Source organism: Paenibacillus sp. P36 (assembly GCF_045866505.1).
GTDB classification, from domain to species: Bacteria; Bacillota; Bacilli; order Paenibacillales; family NBRC-103111; genus Paenibacillus_E; species Paenibacillus_E chondroitinus.
On sequence record NZ_AP038372.1, the window covers coordinates 5428917 to 5449706 of the forward strand.

Annotated in this window: 19 protein-coding genes; 1 reads left to right on the forward strand and 18 read right to left on the reverse strand. The window is 47.4% G+C overall.

What is annotated here, in order from left to right:
* Positions 1 to 79: 79 nt before the first annotated feature.
* From ACKTT9_RS24545 to gpr, 15 genes are all read right to left on the reverse strand, one after another.
* Positions 80 to 1810, reverse strand: coding sequence for an alkaline phosphatase (locus ACKTT9_RS24545; RefSeq protein ID WP_309491763.1), 1731 nt, complete (start codon positions 1808 to 1810; stop codon positions 80 to 82).
* A gap of 243 nt (positions 1811 to 2053) precedes the next feature.
* The gene (gene dnaJ / locus ACKTT9_RS24550) at positions 2054 to 3166 is read right to left on the reverse strand and encodes a molecular chaperone DnaJ (protein ID WP_127449817.1); all 1113 of its coding nucleotides are present in this window, start codon (positions 3164 to 3166) and stop codon (positions 2054 to 2056) included.
* Positions 3167 to 3274: 108 nt separating this feature from the next.
* Positions 3275 to 5119, reverse strand: a complete 1845-nt coding sequence (gene dnaK, locus ACKTT9_RS24555; protein WP_407867958.1) for a molecular chaperone DnaK — start codon at positions 5117 to 5119, stop codon at positions 3275 to 3277.
* A gap of 76 nt (positions 5120 to 5195) precedes the next feature.
* On the reverse strand, positions 5196 to 5771 hold the full coding sequence (gene grpE, locus ACKTT9_RS24560) for a nucleotide exchange factor GrpE (RefSeq protein ID WP_157321707.1): 576 nt from the start codon (positions 5769 to 5771) through the stop codon (positions 5196 to 5198).
* A gap of 60 nt (positions 5772 to 5831) precedes the next feature.
* Positions 5832 to 7373 carry a TCP-1/cpn60 chaperonin family protein gene (locus ACKTT9_RS24565; protein ID WP_157321709.1) on the reverse strand — a complete coding sequence of 514 codons (1542 nt, stop codon included), beginning with the start codon at positions 7371 to 7373 and terminating at the stop codon, positions 5832 to 5834.
* On the reverse strand, positions 7370 to 8398 hold the full coding sequence (gene hrcA, locus ACKTT9_RS24570) for a heat-inducible transcriptional repressor HrcA (protein ID WP_407867959.1): 1029 nt from the start codon (positions 8396 to 8398) through the stop codon (positions 7370 to 7372). The genes ACKTT9_RS24565 and hrcA overlap by 4 nt, the downstream gene beginning before the upstream one ends.
* A gap of 111 nt (positions 8399 to 8509) precedes the next feature.
* Positions 8510 to 8983, reverse strand: a complete 474-nt coding sequence (locus tag ACKTT9_RS24575) for an N-acetyltransferase (RefSeq protein WP_246068928.1) — start codon at positions 8981 to 8983, stop codon at positions 8510 to 8512.
* 159 nt (positions 8984 to 9142) lie between these two features.
* Positions 9143 to 10294 (reverse strand): radical SAM family heme chaperone HemW, encoded by a 1152-nt coding sequence (hemW, locus tag ACKTT9_RS24580; protein ID WP_407867960.1) that lies wholly within the window; start codon positions 10292 to 10294, stop codon positions 9143 to 9145.
* A gap of 133 nt (positions 10295 to 10427) precedes the next feature.
* On the reverse strand, positions 10428 to 12242 hold the full coding sequence (gene lepA / locus ACKTT9_RS24585) for a translation elongation factor 4 (RefSeq protein ID WP_407867961.1): 1815 nt from the start codon (positions 12240 to 12242) through the stop codon (positions 10428 to 10430).
* Between the two features lie 76 nt (positions 12243 to 12318).
* Entirely contained in the window at positions 12319 to 12732 is a 414-nt protein-coding gene (locus ACKTT9_RS24590; RefSeq protein ID WP_407867962.1) for a hypothetical protein, read from the reverse strand.
* A gap of 59 nt (positions 12733 to 12791) precedes the next feature.
* Positions 12792 to 14018, reverse strand: a complete 1227-nt coding sequence (gene spoIIP, locus ACKTT9_RS24595; protein WP_407867963.1) for a stage II sporulation protein P — start codon at positions 14016 to 14018, stop codon at positions 12792 to 12794.
* Between the two features lie 461 nt (positions 14019 to 14479).
* The gene (locus tag ACKTT9_RS24600) at positions 14480 to 14641 is read right to left on the reverse strand and encodes a hypothetical protein (RefSeq protein WP_407867964.1); all 162 of its coding nucleotides are present in this window, start codon (positions 14639 to 14641) and stop codon (positions 14480 to 14482) included.
* On the reverse strand, positions 14613 to 15590 hold the full coding sequence (locus ACKTT9_RS24605) for a TIR domain-containing protein (protein ID WP_407867965.1): 978 nt from the start codon (positions 15588 to 15590) through the stop codon (positions 14613 to 14615). Before ACKTT9_RS24605 ends, ACKTT9_RS24600 begins: the two co-directional genes overlap by 29 nt.
* Positions 15587 to 16060 (reverse strand): TIR domain-containing protein, encoded by a 474-nt coding sequence (locus tag ACKTT9_RS24610; RefSeq protein WP_407867966.1) that lies wholly within the window; start codon positions 16058 to 16060, stop codon positions 15587 to 15589. The genes ACKTT9_RS24605 and ACKTT9_RS24610 overlap by 4 nt, the downstream gene beginning before the upstream one ends.
* A gap of 132 nt (positions 16061 to 16192) precedes the next feature.
* Positions 16193 to 17191: a GPR endopeptidase gene (gene gpr, locus ACKTT9_RS24615; RefSeq protein ID WP_157321725.1), complete on the reverse strand. Its 999-nt coding sequence runs from the start codon at positions 17189 to 17191 to the stop codon at positions 16193 to 16195.
* Positions 17192 to 17387: 196 nt separating this feature from the next.
* Here gpr and rpsT point away from each other — a divergent pair, with 196 nt between their 5' ends.
* Positions 17388 to 17639: a 30S ribosomal protein S20 gene (rpsT, locus tag ACKTT9_RS24620; protein WP_028557986.1), complete on the forward strand. Its 252-nt coding sequence runs from the start codon at positions 17388 to 17390 to the stop codon at positions 17637 to 17639.
* A gap of 71 nt (positions 17640 to 17710) precedes the next feature.
* Here rpsT and holA read toward each other — a convergent pair whose 3' ends face one another.
* The 3 genes from holA to ACKTT9_RS24635 form a co-directional block, all read right to left on the reverse strand.
* A complete protein-coding gene (gene holA, locus ACKTT9_RS24625; RefSeq protein ID WP_407867967.1) occupies positions 17711 to 18730 on the reverse strand; it encodes a DNA polymerase III subunit delta in 1020 nt (339 codons plus the stop codon).
* 215 nt (positions 18731 to 18945) lie between these two features.
* The gene (locus ACKTT9_RS24630) at positions 18946 to 20166 is read right to left on the reverse strand and encodes a zf-HC2 domain-containing protein (protein ID WP_407867968.1); all 1221 of its coding nucleotides are present in this window, start codon (positions 20164 to 20166) and stop codon (positions 18946 to 18948) included.
* Entirely contained in the window at positions 20163 to 20711 is a 549-nt protein-coding gene (locus ACKTT9_RS24635; RefSeq protein WP_127449845.1) for an RNA polymerase sigma factor, read from the reverse strand. Before ACKTT9_RS24635 ends, ACKTT9_RS24630 begins: the two co-directional genes overlap by 4 nt.
* Positions 20712 to 20790: the final 79 nt, after the last annotated feature.

The window sequence follows — 20790 nt, forward strand, 5'->3', positions numbered from 1 at the left end:
GTCCTCCAAATTCATAGGTCCAAGATAGGAAAAGAGGACAAGGGAAGCGTGATCCCCTGTCCTTTCTTTGCCATTACTTTTAGTTTTTCACGATGCGCTCGTTGAAGGAATCCCATGTCATCGTTTTGCCAGTCAGCTTATTGAATGCTTCCAGCGGCAGGTACAGCTTGCCATTGTCGACATTGCCAACAAGTGTGCTTTCACTGCCATTTTCCGTGATAGCTCCCGTTTCAACTTGTACGGATAACTTTTGGTTGTCTTTGGAAAGTGTAACGGATTTCGTTGCTTCGTCCCAAACCACTTGAATGTCTAATGCTTCAGCAAGCGATTTCGCTGTAAACAATGTTTTGTTATCGCGAGTTACTTTGAACAATGGGTACAAGTACTTATCTTGCAGTTCTTTTGTTGCTGCAGCTAGGTCAGCGCCAATTACTTTTGCACCGCTTTTGGCAATATCCGTATTATCGATGTCGCCTTTAACCAAAGAAGCGATCGGCCCGTATGCCCATACACCAACGTCTACAGCAGTATGTCCATGTCCCGTCCAGCCAATAGCTAAGCGTTTGGATACAACAGCGTTGTAACCTCCAGCTCGTCCATAAGAAGAGCCGTCACCTTTCAAAATCAAGGCAATTTCCTCGTCAGACAAATCTGTGAAACCAATGTTGTCAGCAACGATTTTACGAACGTCATCAGCTGTTTGAGCAGCTTTCAAAATCGCATCCAAATACTCGTAGGAGTGCTTCTCTTTATTAAACAAATCTACGTTCAATTCATACACATTGTTAATCCCCAAGGACAAACCGCCTGTTTCATGGTCAGCCGAGACAACAACGGAAGTATTCCCGTCTTTTTTCGCGAAATCAACCAATGTTTTGAATGTTGCATCCAGCTCCAGCATTTCTTGAACGTTAGCTGGCAGATCGTTCGCGTGGCCCGCATGATCGATACGCCCTTGTTCAACCAATAGTACGAAACCATCTTTATTTTGGGATAAAATATCAAGTGCTTTTTGCGTCATTTGCGGCAAGCTTGGTGTGCTCGCATCGCGATCCAGTACGTATGGAATTTCGTTCATTGCGAAAAGTCCAAGCGCATGGTCAGCTGTAGCTGGAATTGCATCTAAGCCTGCTTTATCAAACGCTGTTTTGAAGCCTTTTGCTTCATAGTCAGGAATGATATTTTTGTCAGTACGTTTTCCTTTATCGTCTTTCGTTACAAAGTTCGTTTTACCGCCACCGAAAATAACGTTTACTCCGCTAGCTAAGTATTGAGAAGCAATTGCGTTTTGGTTACCGCGTTGACGAACGTGGGAAGCCCATACCGCAGGCGTTGCTCCAGTAATATTGTCTGTGGATACAAGTCCAGTAGACTTGCCTTGTTTCATAGCTGCTTCGATAATGGAACCATAAGGCTTAGCAACATCGCCGTTGGAAACGCTGATCGCATTGTTGTAAGTTTTGTTACCTGTCGAGAAGGCAGTTGCAGCTGCGGCGGAGTCAGTTACAGCACCGGATTCCGACGTGTATGGACCTGCTTGCGAGTATGTAGTTGCTTTACCAACATAGTATCCGCCATCAAGCTCTAAGCGGTCTTTATTTAAAAACTTTTTGGAGTAGTATCTTGCTGCCGTTACTTCAGCCGGACCCATGCCGTCACCGATCAGCACGATCAGGTTTTTGGATTGCGGTTGCTCCGCTGGAACGGAAGTCGGAGTTGTTTCAGCAGCTGATGCTACGCCTGCTACGTTTAGAGCCAGTAAGGAAATTGCTAGACCGGAACCCATGATTTGTTTCAAGCTTTTTTTCAAGGTGTATTCCCTCCAAATATAAAGTATCTCACGTGATCTAGCATAACTTTCATAGATTAAGAGGAAGTTATCGTTACGTATTCGCTATGTAAAAGATTCCATATACTGTTAGCTGAATGTAAACAAGTTGTGAACGTGCAACCAGTAACCCAACAAAAAAACACTCCACTTGGCCTTTTCAACAGATCAAAATCTGTGAAAACGTCAAGGGAGTGCTCATAGCTCTTATTGAAAAATAGGAATTTAGTCGCCCAAGAAAGCTCTTTTCATACGTTCGAAAATCGATTGGTTCTGCTCATGCGTATGCTCACCGGTTTGTTTGCCGAATTGGCGCAGCAAATCCTTCTGATCTTCGCTCAAGTTCGTAGGCGTTACCACGATCACTTTCACGTGTTGGTCACCTTGACCAAAGCCGCGCAAGTGCGGAACCCCTTTTCCTTTTAAGCGGAAATACGTGTCGGTTTGCGTGCCAGCCGGAATTTTGAGCTTAACTTTCTCTGTCAGCGTCGGGATTTCGATCTCATCACCGAGCGCCGCTTGCATAAAGGTAAGCGGCACTTCGCAATAGACATCATTGCCTTCACGCTCAAAGAATTCGTGGGATTTCACGCGAATGACAACGTAAAGATCACCGGATGGGCCTCCACGAGTTCCACCTTCTCCTTCGCCTGATACGCGAAGTTGTGCGCCGTCGTCCACACCGGCTGGAATCTTGATGTGAATAGTGCGTTGTTTTTTCACTTTACCCGCGCCATGGCAGGTTCCGCATTTTTCTTTAATGATTTTACCGGAGCCATTACATTGCGTACATACGCGGCGATTCACAATGCGGCCGAATGCCGTATTTTGTACAACTTCTTGCTGACCGCTGCCGTGACAGCCGCCGCAAGTTTCCGGCTTCGTTCCCGGCTTTGCGCCAGAGCCGTTACACGTATCGCAATTTTCAGTTCGCGGAATATGAATATCGGTTTCTTTACCGAAAATCGCTTCCTTAAACTCAATGGTCATTGTGTATTGCAAATCATTTCCGCGCTGCGGCGCATTCGGGTTACGACGGTTACCGCCGCCACCGCCAAAGAACATATCAAAAATATCGCCAAAGCCGCCACTGAAGTCTTGGCCGCCCATCCCCTGGTTCGGATCAACGTGACCAAACTGGTCATATTGGGCTTTCTTCTGATTATCGCTAAGCACATCATAAGCGTCTTTTGCTTCTTTGAATTTATCTTCCGCATCCGCAGCTTTATTCACGTCAGGGTGATACTGACGCGCCATTTTACGGTAAGCCTTTTTGATGTCTTCTTGCGAAGCATCCTTGCCGACCCCAAGCACCTCGTAATAATCACGTTTACTCATTGTTCCACTCCCATGTTCAAGACTACAAACGGAAAGTCAAAGCCACGGGGAACCCCCTTGGCTTTGACTCATTCGTTTCTACACATCCAGCATTACTATAGGATATGTTTATTTTTTTTGTTCGTCAACCACTTCGTAGTCCGCGTCAACAACATTTTCTCTGCCTTTAGGAGCTTCGCCTGCACCTGCATCAGCTGCACCATCAGTTCCTTGCGCCGCAGAAGCTTGCTCATACAGCTTAACAGAAAGCTGTTGAATCACTTCAGTAAGCTCTGCTGTTGCCGCTTTGATCGTTTCGAGATCGTTGCCAGCTAGAGCAGCTGTTACTTTCTCTTTGGCAGCATTTGCTTTATCGATCTCGCCTTGGTCTACTTTGTCGCCAAGATCTTTGATCGTTTTGTCAACGGAGTACACAAGTTGATCGGCTTCGTTGCGAGCTTCTACAAGCTCTTTACGAGCGCGGTCTTCTTCAGCGTGAGCTTCCGCGTCTTTCACCATTTGTTCAACTTCCGCATCGCTTAAGCCGCTGGAAGAAGTGATCGTGATTTTTTGGCTTTTGCCTGTTCCTTTATCCAAAGCGGATACGTTCACGATACCATTCGCATCGATATCGAAGCTAACTTCGATTTGTGGAACGCCGCGAGGAGCCGGAGGAATATCACCAAGCATGAAACGGCCCAGTGTTTTGTTGCCGCTAGCCATGGAGCGCTCACCTTGAAGCACGTGAATCTCTACGCTAGTTTGGTTATCTGCATAAGTGGAGTACACTTGTGATTTCGTTGTTGGGATCGTCGTGTTGCGATCGATCATTTTCGTGAATACACCGCCTGCTGTTTCGATACCAAGGGAAAGTGGTGTTACGTCCAGAAGAACAACGTCTTTTACTTCACCAGTCAATACACCAGCTTGAACTGCTGCGCCTAGAGCAACAACTTCATCCGGGTTAACGCCTTTGTGAGGCTCTTTACCTGTCAATTTTTTGATCGCTTCTACAACTGCAGGAATACGAGTGGATCCGCCGACAAGAACAACTTTGTCGATTTGGCTAGTGGAAAGCCCGGAATCTTGCAAAGCTTGACGAGTTGGTCCAAGCGTTCTTTCTACCAAGTGAGCGGAAAGTTCTTCGAACTTCGCACGAGTAAGGTTTAACTCCAAGTGCTGCGGTACGCCGTCAGCTACTGTGATGAACGGCAGGGAAACCGTTGTTGTCAGTACGCCGGAAAGCTCTTTTTTCGCTTTTTCAGCAGCATCTTTCAAACGTTGAACCGCTGCTTTATCTTTGCTAAGGTCAATGCCTTGCTCTTTTTTGAATTCAGCTACGAGGTAGTCAATGATGACTTGGTCAAAATCATCGCCACCCAGTTTGTTGTCTCCGCTTGTTGCTTTAACTTCGAAGAAGCCATCGCCTAATTCAAGGATGGACACGTCAAACGTACCGCCCCCAAGGTCATAAACCAGGATCGTTTGGTCTTCTGTTTTCTCCAAGCCGTATGCAAGCGCTGCAGCTGTAGGCTCATTGACGATACGAAGTACTTCAAGACCAGCAATTTTACCAGCATCTTTCGTTGCTTGGCGTTGGCTGTCGTTGAAATAAGCTGGAACTGTGATAACCGCTTGTGTTACCGATTGGCCCAGGTAAGCTTCTGCGTCAGCTTTCAGCTTTTGAAGAATAATCGCTGAAATTTCTTGTGGCGTATAGTCTTTGCCATCGATGTGCTCTTTGTGGTTCGTACCGATGTGACGCTTGATGGAGCTGATTGTTTTGTCAGGATTTGTGATCGCTTGACGTTTTGCTGTTTCACCAACTACACGCTCGCCATCTTTCTTGAAACCAACAACGGACGGCGTCGTGCGGTTACCTTCCGGGTTAGGAATGACGACGGCTTCTCCGCCTTCCATAACAGCTACGCAAGAGTTTGTAGTACCTAAGTCAATACCAATTACTTTACTCATGTTAAAGCTTCCTCCTTTTGCTCCTTGGGAACATTTGAATAGATTCGATATTTTTATTTTTTAAAAATGATAAGATCTAGACGCTAACTTTCACCATAGCTGGTCGGATGACTTTATCTTTAAGGATGTAGCCTTTTTGAAGCTCCTCAACGACAATGCCTTCCTCGTGCTCGTCAGATTCAACCTGCATAACAGCCTGGTGGAACTCCGGGTTGAATGGTTGCCCAACGGCTTCGATCGGCTTCAGGCCTTCAGCCGTCAGCAGTTGATCCATGCCGCGATACGTCATATCCAAACCTTTCGCCAAGGCGTCGAAATCCTTCGTCTCTTTGCTTGACGCTAACGCGCGATCGAAGTTATCTACAATCGGCAAAAGCTGCTCAATCAATTTAAGTGAAGCATATTTAGCAAAGTCTTCCTTCTCCGCTCTAGCGCGGCGGCGGAAGTTGTCGAAGTCCGCTTGAACGCGCAATAAACGCTGGTAGTTTTCTTCGGCTTGCACACGCGCCTTCTCTAATTCACTTGCCTCCGCAGAAGCATCAGCTTGAGTGTCTTGAGCTGCCGCATCTTCCTGGTTTTCTGCGGTTTGCTCGTTGTCGGCTGCGTATGTAGTGTTCACGTCTTGCTCTTCTGTTTTGTTATCAGTACTCAATTGTCCTTCACCTCCTCAACATAATACAACAAAATTTCGTTATCGTCAGTTTGCCCAGCTTTACTCTTCTTCAAAAGGCTGCTTCATCTTAATCACGGTATGAATACGCAGTACAGCGGCAGCAACCTCTCCTGCAGCCTGCAATGCATGAATTTTCACATCTGCGGGGTCTACAATGCCGGCTTCAACAAAATCCGTCACCTGACCGGTGTCGCAATCAATTCCGAGGCTATCGGTTTCCAGTGCGATCTGCGCCGCTTTCAGCTCTTCAACCTTCTCAAGCGGATTATAACCCGCGTTGACAACGATCTGAGCCAGCGGCTTGCGCAGTGCTCCCGCGACAGCGGCTACACCGAAGCCCTCCATGCCCTTCATCGTCTCGCGGACGCGCTCGAGATCATGCGCAACCGCCATCTCTGCGGCGCCGCCTCCGGGCAAGTACCCGCCGCGTACGGCAGCTTGCACGGCCGAGGCGGCATCCTTGGCGATGCGCGAGCGCTCATGCGCCGCTTCGCGCGTCGCCGCGCCGACGATCACGGTCACGTGCTGCTCACCGTGACCACCCGCTACGCGTACGCGCCCCAGGCGCTCGTCGTACGCGGCATAGCCCGCGCGGCCTAGCGCCGCGTCAAGCTCCGGCGCGCTCTTGCGCAGCGCCGTGCGACGCACCGGCCGAGCGCCGGTGTGCTCGCTCAGGTGCTGCAAGTCCCTGCGGGACAAGCGCTGCAGCACGATGATGCCATGGTCGGAGCAGAACTGCTCCGCCTCGGGGTCAACACCGCGGTCGGACGCGATGAGTCCGACCCCAAGCTCCAGCAGCGACGCAAGGTTGCTGCGGAAAAGCTCTCTCAGCTGCATGTAGCGCTGGAAGCCTGCCTCGGTGACCAGCGATTCCTCGCTGACCGCCTCAGGCTCCAAGGCATCATGCAGCACAAGAATGCGGGCATCTCGCCGCTCTTGGTCGAGATGCAGGTTCATCGGCTTCTGGTTCAGCAGAATGCCGGTCCAGACCTCGCTGCTCGCCTCTTCATGGGCGATCACGCTGTCTGCGAAGCGATACCCGTCTTCGCGCAGCTTCGCCTCGCCGACCGCTTCGGCGGCTTGAACGATGAGCCTCGCGATATCCGTCTGCTCTCGGCCCGCCGTAATCGCGATGCGTTTCAGCGCATTATCGCTTAGCCCCGTGATCGCGCGGCTTCGGCGCTCCAAGCTTTCTACCGCCAGCTCGATGCCTTGCAGCATCCCGCTGACGACCTTGGCAACCGGCACGCCGCGCGTTACTTGCGCGACACCTTCCTGCACCAGCGCGCCGGCAAGAACCGTCGCTGTCGTCGTGCCGTCGCCAATTTGCCGCTGCTGGCTCCGTGCGACTTGAATCATCAATCTGGCTGCGGGATGAGAGACGTCCATTTTTTCTAAAATGGTGACTCCATCATTGGTGATGATCACATCACCCTGTCCGCCAACCAGCATGGTGTCCAGCCCTTTAGGGCCCAGTGTGCCCTCAACCGCGGAACAAATAGCCCTAACGGCTGCTGCATTATTAACTAATGTAGAGTAGCGTTCTTCGCCCTCGCTGTGCCCTGTCTTGATACCGCTCATTTGCCGTACCAACGTCCCAGCACGTCTTCCATTTGCTTCGATAAATGATTCATTAAATTAATGACCCTGCCGTATTCCATTCGCGTTGGCCCCAAGATGCCTATGGTACCCAGAGGCTGGCCGCCAATCGAATAGGAGGCCGTAATCAAACTGCAATTATTTATAGCTTCAATACTATTTTCAGCACCGATTTTGATCTCCATGCCTTCATTTGTCGGAGTAAACAATTTGATAAGTGTAGGTGCTTCTTCCAATAGATCAAAAATGCTTTTGACCTTGTCAACATCCTTAAATTCAGGCTGTGTCAGCATGTTGGTCATACCGCTAAGAAACACGCGATCCTTCTCATCACTTTGCAGCACACTTTCCACAACCGAAAGCAGCTCCTGGTAACCATTCACATATTTGCCCAGCTCGCTCGCGACTTCATTATAAAGTCGGGATTTAAACTGGATCAGCGGCACGTTCTGCAATTTGGCATTCAGAATATTGACAACCTTCTCGATGTCGGACATTCGAATACCATCAGGAATCGTAATCGTTTTGTTCTCCACATGCCCTGTATTCATGACAATAATGGCAACAGCAGTCGTCTCAGTAAGAGGGATGATCTGCAAATGCTTCAACGTCGTACTGAATACCTCAGGCCCGAGCACAATCGATGTATAATTCGTCAAGGAGGACAGTACACCGGCAACATGCTGGATAACACCTTCCATCTCTTGAATGCGCTGTGCAAAAGTGCCCTTCATTGAATTCAAATCATTCTCATGCAAAGTACCATGCTGGAGCAGATGATCGACATAGTAACGATAACCTTTGTGCGAGGGAATACGGCCTGCGGACGTATGGGGCTGCTCCAAGTAACCCATCTCTTCGAGATCGGACATTTCGTTACGAATCGTAGCCGGACTAAAACCGACATTGCCTCGTTTCGAAATACTTCTTGAACCAATTGGCTCTGCTGAACGAACATAATCATCTATGATAGCACTCAAAATCATGCGTTGCCGATCCGTCAACATCAAGTACCCCTCCTCTTCACAATCGCTCTATGATCACTTTCGTTAGCACTCGTATTTAGTGAGTGCTAAATCCTAATACAAAAATAACAGACCCTAAGGTCTGTTGTCAAGTCAATCCAATCGTTTGAGTACGGCGATTTCATCGCAGCAATACTGTTTTTTGCAATGCATACAATCTTTCCAAACCTTCTCCGGAAAAATCTCTTTTGGTACAAGGGTAAAACCATTTTTTTGAAAAAAAGCAACCTCATACGTTAGCGCCATTACTTTCACAATGCCTTGGCTTCTTGCTTCTTCAACCAGGAAATCAACCAGCTTGCCGCCAATTCCTTGCCCTTTGAAGCCTGGCGTCATCCCTAGCGAGCGAATCTCGACAAGATCGGGTCCAAGCCTTGTAAGGGAGCCGCAGCCTATTAATGTACCATCATGCTCAGCAACGACAAAAGAGTCGATTTGCTCCTCCAGCATTTCCTTGGTACGCGGCAGCATAATGCCCTGTTTCGCATAGCCTTGTATAATTTCATAAAGCTTATCGATATCGATGATCGATGCTTTCCTAACGGACACTGTAGTTGATGAATTCACTGTCATCCCACCAATCGCAACAAAAATGCACAAAACCCACGCTAGCGTCCTCACAGCCTAACCGCTGCAACGCTTGTGGATTCATGTATAAATATACAACATACCGTATATTTGCACAAGGGATTTTTTGCCCGACTCCGGGTCAAATTCAAGAAGGGCCTAAGTTAAGAAAGAGGCAAACACTTCATTGCCCAGCAGAATGCCATGTTTGGATAACCGATACCCGTCCGGCGTTCGCTCCAACAGCTTTTTCTGTTCCCAGCCTTTAATGTTTTCTCCGAAATGCGCTTCAATCGTGTCTCCAAACTGATCTTGGAAATCGACATTCCGCACGCCTTCCAACAGACGCAAGCCGACCATCATGAAATCTTCCATGGCTTCCTGCCGCGTAACTTCGAATTGCTCCATGATCGGCAATCCTGTTTTTGTCGCATCGATGTAAGGCTGAATTCCTTTCACATTAACGTGACGCTGCCTATTCATATAGCCATGCGCGCCTGCTCCAAGCCCATAGTAGGAGCGATTCCGCCAATACATCGTATTGTGCCTGCTTTCCCGCCCTGGCTTCGCAAAGTTGCTAATCTCATATTGCTTGTATCCTGCTGCTTCCAAACGCTTCATGATGAGCTCATACATATCGACCTCTTCATCTTCACTTGGCAGCGGCAGCTGATTTTTGTTGAACAACGTATGGAACAACGTATTTTCTTCCACTTTTAAACTGTAGATGGAGTAATGCTGCAGATCGAGCGATAAAGCTTCATCCAAAGTCGCCTGCATAATCTCGACGGTTTGTTTCGGCAGACCAAACATTAAGTCGATGGACAAATTGTCAAAGCCGAGCTTTTTGGCATTCTCAATGCTTCTATGCACATCATCTGTATTATGAATACGGCCAATTGCCGAAAGCAGATCGTTGTTAAAAGACTGTACACCAAAACTTATGCGATTGACGCCGCCTTCTTTCATAACCGCAAGCTTATCTTCATCCGTCGTTCCCGGATTGGCTTCCATGGAAAACTCGACTTCCGCCGCGTTAGCCGGAAAATACGTGCGGACCATCCGCAAAAACCGTTCCATTTGATCAGGAAGCAAAACAGTCGGTGTTCCTCCGCCTACGAAAATTGTTTCTACTTTAGCCGGCGGGTTATTTTTTACGGTAAGCTCCATTTCACGTTCCAGCGCATCTAAATACTCCATAACAGGCTGGCCTTTGAGCACATAGGAGTTAAAATCGCAATAATGGCATTTATTTGTGCAAAACGGGATATGAATGTACACAGCAGTTGGAGCTGCATAAGTAACTAACATAAGGGTATTTCCTTTCTATCCTGGACAGCCAAATTCGTCATCCTTGTGGACGAGCGCGTTTGTCTAGGTTATCAACTGATAAGAAGCCAAGGGACAGAGTACTCTGCCACCCCAGCTTCTTATTCACTGCAAACTATTCGTCTATTTTAAGTACAGCCATGAACGCCTCTTGCGGTACTTCCACGCTGCCGACCTGCTTCATGCGCTTTTTACCTTCTTTTTGCTTGTCGAGCAATTTCCGTTTACGCGAAATGTCACCGCCGTAACACTTGGCAAGGACGTTCTTCCGCATGGCTTTAACGGTTTCACGGGCTACGATCTTTTGTCCGATTGCCGCTTGAATCGGTACCTCGAACATTTGGCGAGGAATCAAATCCTTCAATTTGTCGCAAATGATTTTACCGCGGTGATACGCGGTATCCCTGTGAACAATGAAGGAAAGCGCATCGACCTGCTCGGAATTGAGCAAAATGTCCATTTTCACGAGATTCGATTTCTTATATCCAGACAGCTCGTAATCAAAGGACGCATAACCTTTTGTTCTGGACTTCAACATATCGAAGAAGTCATAAACGATTTCGGACAATGGGATGTCGTAAGTTAACGTGACGCGGTTCGAATCCAAGTACTCCATGTTCAAGTATTCGCCGCGTTTGCCTTGGCATAGCTCCATAATCGTACCTACATAATCATTCGGCACAATGACGGAAGCTTTCACGTATGGCTCTTCAACGAAATCAATACGCTGTGGATCCGGATAATTCGACGGGTTATCAATGTCCATGACATCACCATTCGTTAATGTGATGCGGTAGATAACGCTTGGCGCCGTCGTAATTAACGGAATGTTGAACTCACGTTCAATACGTTCCTGAATGATTTCCATGTGAAGCAGTCCCAAGAAACCACAGCGGAAGCCAAATCCCAGCGCTGTCGACGTTTCAGGTTCGAAACGGAGTGATGCGTCATTGAGCTCCAATTTCTGCAGAGCTTCACGCAAATCATTGTAATCCGTTGTTTCGATTGGATACAATCCACAGAAAACCATCGGATTAATCCGTCGATAGCCTGGCAGCGGCTCTGGCGCTTGGCGATCCGCTTCGGTTACCGTGTCCCCGACGCGCGTGTCTCCGACATTTTTGATACCTGCAACGATAAATCCAACATCTCCGACTTCCAGCGATGGAACCGAGGACATTCTTGGCTTGAACGCGCCAACCTCGATGACTTCAAACGTTTTGTTGGTCGCCATCATCTTAATTTTGGAGCCTGCTTTGATCGAGCCGTCTACAACACGCACATAAACAATAACACCTTTGTATGCGTCATAATGAGAGTCGAAGATCAACGCTTTAAGTGGATTGTCAGGATTGCCTTGTGGTGCCGGCACCTTCTGGCAAACTTGCTCGATGATTTCCTTAATGCCGATCCCTGCTTTCGCAGAAGCGAGCACCGCATCGCTGGCATCAAGCCCGATCACGTCTTCGACTTCCTGCTTCACTTTTTCCGGATCAGCGCTTGGTAAATCGATTTTATTAATAACAGGTAAAATTTCCAAGTTATTTTCAAGCGCCAGATACACGTTAGCCAGCGTTTGAGCTTCAATTCCCTGTGCAGCATCCACGACTAGCAAAGCGCCTTCGCAAGCCGCAAGGCTTCGGGATACTTCATAAGTAAAGTCGACGTGTCCTGGTGTATCAATCAGATTAAGGATATAATCAATGCCGTCATCCGCCCGGTAATTCAGTCTTACCGCTTGCAGCTTGATAGTAATCCCGCGTTCCCGCTCCAGATCCATTTGGTCAAGTACTTGCTCCTGCATCTCACGGGTCGACAGCGCACCTGTATATTCCAAGATGCGGTCAGCAAGTGTTGATTTGCCGTGATCGATATGAGCGATGATTGAAAAGTTTCGAATTCTTGATTGTCTTTCGCGAATGTCAGTCATGCTAACGTAATAACCCCCACAACATGCAAATAATTTTCATTATAGCAGTTGTGGGAAGTTGCAGCAATGTACACCCTTATCCTTTGCCCAATATAGCGTCAAAGATCGACACAAACAGCTTAATTCCATGATGCGATGCGATTTGCAGCAGGTCTCCGAGTTTATTTCCCACATGATTCAGAGAGTTGTCGTGGTCGGCTACGGGATCTGCTTGCTTTGCGGTTTCAGGTTTCGCGGTTGAACCTGCATTTATTTTAGCGCCGGCGTCACCTTTGGGGGCTGGAGACGTGGTTGCCTTGCCCGTACTCGCAGCTGCAACTGTCCCCTTCCCAGTTGGCTTCACCGGCTCTTGTGCGGCGGCTTTCGCAGAAGGCTGAGGACCTTGAATTCGTTCCATCCCGCTGGACGCTAAGCTGACACCGAATAAAATGCAGAACAGCAGCAGCAATCCGAACAAGCTCACCTTGATATAAAAGTGCCTCAGCTTCATGAGAAAGCCTCCTTTAAATTTCATAATGTTGCTCTAAGCTTCTTCATCCCTCAAATTGCTTAGGATTGCTTAGGACTTGCCGCCGGAGCGTCAACTTTCTTCGCATTCAAAATCACTTCTGAAATGGCATCAGCCAGCCAATCCGTTGTACGGTAGCACTCCTCCAATGAATTGTAGGGACCGCCTACCTCAATCAATATGTTGTTAGGCGAAAAGTTCTGATTATATAAGCCATTGCCTTCACTAGCTTCTTTCGCATGGATCCCTTTGGAGATTCCAGGATGTTTGGCTTCCAAAACTTGATGAATCTTGTTGGCGAACTCCTCATTTTTTTTCCAATTTGGATTCTTTCCGCCGATGATGAAATACACCTGTGCGTAATCCTTGCCGTCAATCGTAACGGTTGTTTTATTGCGAGCCGCGGAATCGCGATGGAGATCAAAATAATACTGTAGATCAGGATGCTGGGCGGATGCTTCCTGCAATGTTTTCAAGGAATATTTATAAGAGTATGGATATTCAAAATTTTTAACCGTGCTTGGATAAATGGTTTGTGAATGAACAGCTCCAATTCCGTCTTTTTCCAGGTTCTGCGCCAGCCGTTGGCCAACGGAAATGATGTTGACTTTATCGCTGTAAGCTTTGTCCGGATCCGTAACTCCCTTGAGCTCAGGCAGGAAAGATTCATTGCTATGCGTTTGGTAAATGAAAGCTACATTGTCACCTGCTGATTTGGGCGGCTGGCCTGTTTGGCTAACAACCGGCGTTGTAGTACCCGTTGGCGTGGGTTCCGGTGTCGGGCTCGGAGGATTCTTGGCCTCGGCTTCCAGATCCGTAGAGACGGGATTGTAATCCACAGGATCGCTCGGGTTCGCTTCGCTTCCTTTGACCAGGACGGTTGACTTGTTGGCATCCATTCCTGGAACTTCGCTGGCCACCAAACTTTTCGGGTCGCTTGGATTAATGTCCGTCAGGAATTGGAAAGCAAAATGGAAGACATTGTGCTGAGAGAACGTAAACTTCTTCTGGTCTTTATTTAGATGAGGCACTTCCATGCCAAGCATATCGATAAAAAACTGATTCGTGACAGATGCGGCTAAACTTTTCATCGAAGAAACCGGTGAGGTCGTTATGACTTTATTCTGCAGATAGCCTCCTACGCCAACTAAAACAAAAATGGCTAATGTTGCTGCGCTTAGAATAAAGAACGTTTTTCCGACGGAACTGGCGCTCTGAAAGGTTTTTCGAACGTGGCTGAGATTGAGAGTGGCTGAAGTCCATTTCATAGTCTGATTCCTCCTAAACTATCTTAATTCAATCTATGAAACGAGCCCCGTCGATAGAACCCGAAACGATAGAATTTTTTGATAGAAGGAGATAACAGCATTACTTGCACACTTGGCGAAAGGGGCAAGCTCATACAAGCGTTAAGATGATCAACGAAACGATACACCTTTGAGGAACTACAGGCTGCTATTCTAGTAAATTCAACCCGTCGCCGCGTTCGAGCGGAACTACAGGCTCTTATTTGACCGCCTAACCCGTTTTCTTCAAGAAAACGGACAAATAACAGCCCACAGTTCCCCTCCGCGCAAAAAAGAGCCTATTCCGATGAAATAGCGCCCAGTAGTTCCCCTCCCCGGCCAGGGTGAAACCGCTCAAGCCATAGCAGCAATTTTCATGGCGGTGGAGTGCTTAAATAATAAAAAAGAACCCCATCTGGGGTTCTTAAATGTTCCATATTGAGTTAAGCCAGAGACTCGAAATCGAATGATCCTTTGGCTACGATTGTTACCCCGCTTGGTTTGTTAAGAACCGTGGGGCCGTTATATAGTTTGGTCTTATCGGTAGCTTTGTGGGCATGTTTGGCGGTTAGTCGGTTACGAACTTTCTTCATGTGCTTCAGCATAAAGAATCCTTCCTTTCACAATGGATTTGAGTGAAGACACGAGCTTCGCGTTTCTTTCCGATAACTCCATCATAACTTGATGGTGATTACGCTGCGGAATATCCGCTCTTGTTTTGAAATGTATGGAAGAAACGATGGTTGGATGCAGCTTTACGCAATATATATATTCAAACTCGCCGTCTTCTTTGTCCTTGGCTCGCCCTAGGTAGATGTTTGTATCTTTGCCGCGGTAACATTCCGCCAGGTAACTGGTAGGATCATTCACATGAAAGCTGTGATTGTTGCTGACCTGCCCCGCACGGCCAAACTGCTGTAAAGTAACTCCGTCATCAAGAAGCTCAAACAACGTTGCAGCCGTCACTTCTTGAAGCTCGATTATACCACAATTGGTATCAAATGTCTTATGGAATTTGTCTAGAACACGGTCATAATCCACGTTTGAGACACTCAGCGAGTCCAGCGCATCAAAGAGGAAACTGCGAATGGCATCATTTTTTTTCATATCCGAAGGTTTCATACGTTTCTTATGTGCAGCAATACTGCTTTTCATTGGATAAAGATGAGGGCCTGCCAACTCCCCGATCTCTCGATTCGTTTGCGTGTCATCGACCCGCAGAGGGTTATAGCCTTCGAGGTATTCAGGCAGTTCACCGCCGCTCGACATCACAATAAAAGTTCTGCTGTGCCCTAGCTCACCAATGCATAGACCGATGAGTACCAAGAGATTGGCATAAGTCACCTTATGCTGCATGTCCTCGCGACCCAGAATCAGCAGGGCAAAATCTGTTTCTTCAATGTGCTTTTTAAGCATCTTTAATTTATGCTGGGATGCCGTCAGGACACCTTGGTTAATGACGGTGACATCAGCCGTCGAAGCTAGCTGCGATTGATAGAATTCCGCCCAAAGTAGACTTGCAGGCGAACAACCAATAAACATTTTAGGTTTCATTTGATTCTCAATCCTAACTCTTTCAACATTCGTTTCACGGTGTAAGTGGCCGGTCCCAGTCCCGCCATCAAGCCGGATGGATGATTTGCTTTATAAGTAAGCGGTGTCAATCCCAAGAGGTCCGTGGCAATATGGAAGTCTTCTTTTTCCGGGATGAGAAAATAAGTTCTTTCTAAGCCGATTTGCCCGATGAATAATCCAAGCTCCAGGATCACATTATCGCGGACGGTACTGACAACCGAATCTCTCAAAAGCGTTAAATCATTTGGTTGAAAGACAAAGATAGCGAAATCACTTGCTTGAGCCTGCTTGATTAGCGGGGCTAACGTTGTATGTGAAGGCGGGAATAGCAACTGGCTCCAAACCGTGACATCACAGGAAAAATGGAGATTTGACTGTAATGCCTCTGCTACGTCAATACTTTCAGCAGACGACCCAATGAATAGCTTTGCCAGCTGTGTGCTGCTCACAGTACCACTTCCTTATTTTATAGTGATTGTCTGTTACTTCGACACCTGCCATCTTTTTCCTTCCAGATCGTCCTAACAATGAACAAAAGAAAGAACTGTTCCACGAAAATCGCAGACACAGTTCCGATATGTTCAGTGCGTATAAGCCGCGACATTCTCAACGCCAACGGCGTCGTGCAGTGCAGCATTCAAACCGCTGGCAATAATATTGGCGATGTCCTCGATAAACTGATCAATTTCCTTCGGAGTGACTAATAAATCGTGGCCGACAGGGTTTAGCACTTCTTTAACAAGCTGAAGACGCTCCTCCTCGTGAATATTGTCCAGCAGCCCAAGTATTTGTCCCGTATTGGCCGTCTGTTCGCTAAAATGCTTTTGCATGAGGTCGAAGGCGTTATTGACAATGGTTGAAGCATAAACAACCGTCGGCACGCCTATAGCCACTACAGGTATGCCAAGATTCTCCATCGTTAACCCTTTGCGCTTATTGCCGATACCGGAACCCGGATGAATGCCCGTATCGGCAATTTGGATGGTCGTATTTACCCGATCGAGCGATCTGGAAGCCAATGCATCGATGGCAATGATGAAATCAGGTTTGGATTTTTCAACAATCCCGAGCACGATATCACTGCTTTCAATCCCCGTTGTTCCAAGCACCCCGGGAGCTACCGCACTGACGGGGCGATAGCCTGGACTCACATCTTCCGGCATCAGTTCAAAGTAGTGGCGTGTCACCATGATATTGTCAACTACGAGTGGGCCGAGCGCATCCGGCGTCACGTTGGAGTTGCCGAGTCCGATAATCAGCGCTTTGGCATTCTGGGGAATCCCTATGTCCCGCAAAAATTGTTCGAATTCTTGGGCCAGCTTCGTAGCTACACGGTCCTGCAATTGGCTGTCTTTTTCGCGTAGTGCAGGAACTTCTATCGTTATATAATGTCCAAGGAGTTTGCCAAGGGCTTTGGAGCCTTCTTCATTTTTTACGTTAATTTTGGTAACGCGTATGCCATTTTCACGAGTCGACTCCTGTTCAATACCAGGTATCGGCTGCCCTTGATTCGCTGCATGAGCCATATCCCTTGCATCCAGCGCAAGATCCGTATGGGTGGTAAAAGAGCTTAAGTCCATGGAAGTTCCCCTTTCTGAGGTGCTTTGCATCTCTTAGTGTGTGACGAATATGAGGCCGTTATGCAAATGGAATAGCCACTGAAAACCTATTGACAGGTCTTGCATTTTCAATAGTTGCATGGTAGAATACTTAAAGTTGTCAGCAAACATACAAATGTAACGTTGAACCGTGTTTTGTAAGTAGGAGGTGAATTTCATGCCAAACATTAAATCCGCTATTAAACGAGTAAAAGTTAGCGAAAAGCGCCGTCTTCGTAACGCTTCCCAAAAGTCCGCTCTGCGTACTGCTGTGAAAGCTTTCGAAACAGCTGTAAGCCCAGAAGCTCTAATTAACGCTTCCAAGAAGTTAGATAAAGCAGCTTCTAAAGGTTTAATCCATAAAAATGCCGCTAACCGCAAGAAGTCCCGTCTGGCTAAAAAGCTGAACGCTCTTACGGCCCAAGCGTAATACAGGACATAAAGCAAAAGTCCAGTTCTCTTCCGAGAATTGGGCTTTTTTCCGTTTAACAAAAAACCTCCTTAGGCAGCCAGCCTAAGAAGGAACATTTCTAACCCTAGCACTTTATCAATTTTCCCGGTCTTCATCTGGAAATCAAGATCAGCCAACTGGGACATGATATCGCTCAGTTTTTCAATATTGTATTTCCGCGCTTGACCTTCAGCCACTTTCACCGCGAAGGGGTGCAGCCCGATCTGAGAAGCCATTTGCTGCTGAGAGTAGCCTTGCTTGCTAAGCTCTTTGACCTGCAGCATAATACGAAACTGCCTTGCAATAAGCGCAGCTATTTTGATCGGCTCTTCCCGTTGTTTCAGCAGCTCTTCTAAAATAACAAAGGCACGATCCAGCCTCACGTTCACAATGTCTTCAATGAGTATAAAAACGTTCTGCTCCGTGCTTCGAGCGACAAGCTGATCAATTACATCTGTGGTTGCCTCGCTCCCAGCCCCCACATATAAGGAGATCTTCTCGATTTCTGCGGATAACGATTGCAAATTGCCACCTGTATAGAGGATCAGTTGGTCCGTAGCTTCCCCGGTAAACGAGAACCCCCGCTGACGCGCCCTGGCAGCCACCCATTGCTGCAGCTCTTCTGGGCTTAGGGATAGGAAGGGAACAGCCGCCTCCATGTCTTTGAGCGCTTTGACGATTTTTTTGCGCTCGTCCAATTTATCAGCGTCAACAGTAAACACCACGACAGTGTGCTCGGCGGGCGATTTTAAATAGTCGGTTAAACGTTCTAAGTGATGCTCAATTTTCGTGCTTTCCTTAGCCCCAGTAAAAAACAGCGCGTTTTTGGCGATGACAAGCTTCTTGGGCACCATAAATGGAAGCGTCTCCGCATCTTCAAGTACGGATGAAAGCGAGATTTCGCTTAAATCGAATTTACTCACAGCAAATTCCTTATGTTCCGGCTCAATAAGTGAATCTGTTAACACCTGAATAAACTCTCTCATTTTATATTTCTCAGGACCGTAGCACAAATATACGGGTGCTTGCCGCCCTGCTTGTATATCTTTCAATGCTCTCTTTGCGTCCATAGCTGGCGTTCACTCCTCGCCTTCATTTTACCAACAACAAAGGGATTACGTCAAAGTCCTTCGACCTTGAAGTAATCCCTTTGTCTGTCTATTTAAACACCGGTTAAAGGCTCTAGAAACCTTAGACCGTGTGGGCGAACCCTTAGCATACTTTCGCTTTCCTTTTGTATAACATACGCTAGAGCCCCTCTAATGGTGCACTCATTTTAAGCTTTTTACGGAGATACTTCCGTTTTGAGCTTCACATCGACGCGAATGGTATGCAGGGTGCCCCCGCTTTGCACTTGATAAAAGAATTTGTCATCCTTGGACCACTCGACCAATGTGATCTGATCCTCCGGCTTCCACACTTGCTTGGACTCGAAAATAATCTCTAAAGTTTCACTATTACGGATCACGACGTGATGATCTTCAACGGCCGCCGTTAACGCCCCTGTCGCTGACTTCATAAAATTATCCGTGACCGGTACAGTCATCGCAAACATACCTGCCCCCGTATCTCTCTCAATCCCTTTTTTTGCAGAGGGAGTTGGTGAAGGAGTTGGTGAAGGCTGTATGGTTGCTGCCTTCTGATCATTATCAGCTTTAGTGGGAGCAACTGGCGCCGGATTCGGACTCACTTGATTCTGATCTACAGATTTCTGCTCATTTCCGCCAGTTGTACCTGAATCTTTCATACGTGCAGGCTCCGAAGTTGAAGGGACCGTAGGCGTTGTATCCTTGGAGTCCACCGATGTCGACGGACTAATCGTACCCGGCTTTTCCAGTGGAGCATTCGTTGTAGCCTGCGGTTCCGCTACATTAGACCCCGCAGAAGATGGGGACTCCTGCCCCGCTGCCGGTGCAGAACCAGAAACAGCATCGCTTGGCGCAGGTGACTCAGTAGCGCCAGAATTACCGGAACCTTTCATCTGATCCTGGGCTTCTCGATTCAACTTCAGCTCTGGGGAAGCCGCTTCCTTCTGGCCAACCTCTTGCTTGGATGCTGCCATTGGAAGCAAACCATCAGCATTATCCATCACAGGATGCTTCATGTTAAAAGCAAAGAATCCAATAATGAGACCCGCGGCAACGACGCCACTTGCAAATTTCCAAGAGAACTGCGATCCTAATCGGCGTGTCCAAGGGAGTTTCTTGCGCTGTCCTTGCTCGATATGGCTAACTTCTGCGTTGAAGACAGCTGCCTTGTCGGTAATGGACGCCGCGGCTCCTTTATCAATCTCATCTAGCTGCGGCAGAATGGCATCGACCAAGCTGTATGGAGGGACAACCTTCGGTAATTGGGCGAGTTCACCCGACAATCTTTGTAAACGTTCAAACACTTGTACACAGTCTAGACAATAGGCTAAATGAGCATGGAGCTCATCTTCCTCTTGCGAGTTCAGATCTCCATCCAGCTGCCTTTGCATAAGTTCCATCACCTCTTGACAATTCATCCCCGAACACCTCCTTTCTGATAATCTTGGAGCAACAATTGTAACTGTTGTCTAGCTCGAAATAAGTAAGACTTCACCGTATTTAGCGGTAAATTTAACGATTCAGCAATTTCATGATACGAAAAGTCCTGCAAATAACGGAGAACAACAACAGACCGATGGTGCTCGGGAAGCTTATCGATTGCTTCTCGAATATCTTTGGCTAAATAGCCAGACATAATTTCATATTCAACATTTTGCTCTGCAGTAAACGTCATATCATGCTCATCAATAGAAACCGTAGGTTTCGCCTTGCGAAATTTATCGATGCAGATGTTCGTTACAATCCGCTGCACCCACGTCTTAAACAACGCTTTTTCTTCGTATGAGTTGATTTTGGTATAAATCCGAAGGAGCGCCTCCTGTGAAGCATCAAGGGCATCTTGTTCATTATTCAAAATATAATAAGCGGTTCGATAGACGTGAGACTCAATTTCTCGCAATAGGGTAATGAGTGCATCACGATCACCGGCCTGAGCTCTTTTAACCAGTTCGGGTGCTACCACTGGGATCCCTCCCTCTTGCAATCTTACAGACGCGGCAGCGTCTCATAATGTTGCAGTATTTTTAGAATAAAAAATATAA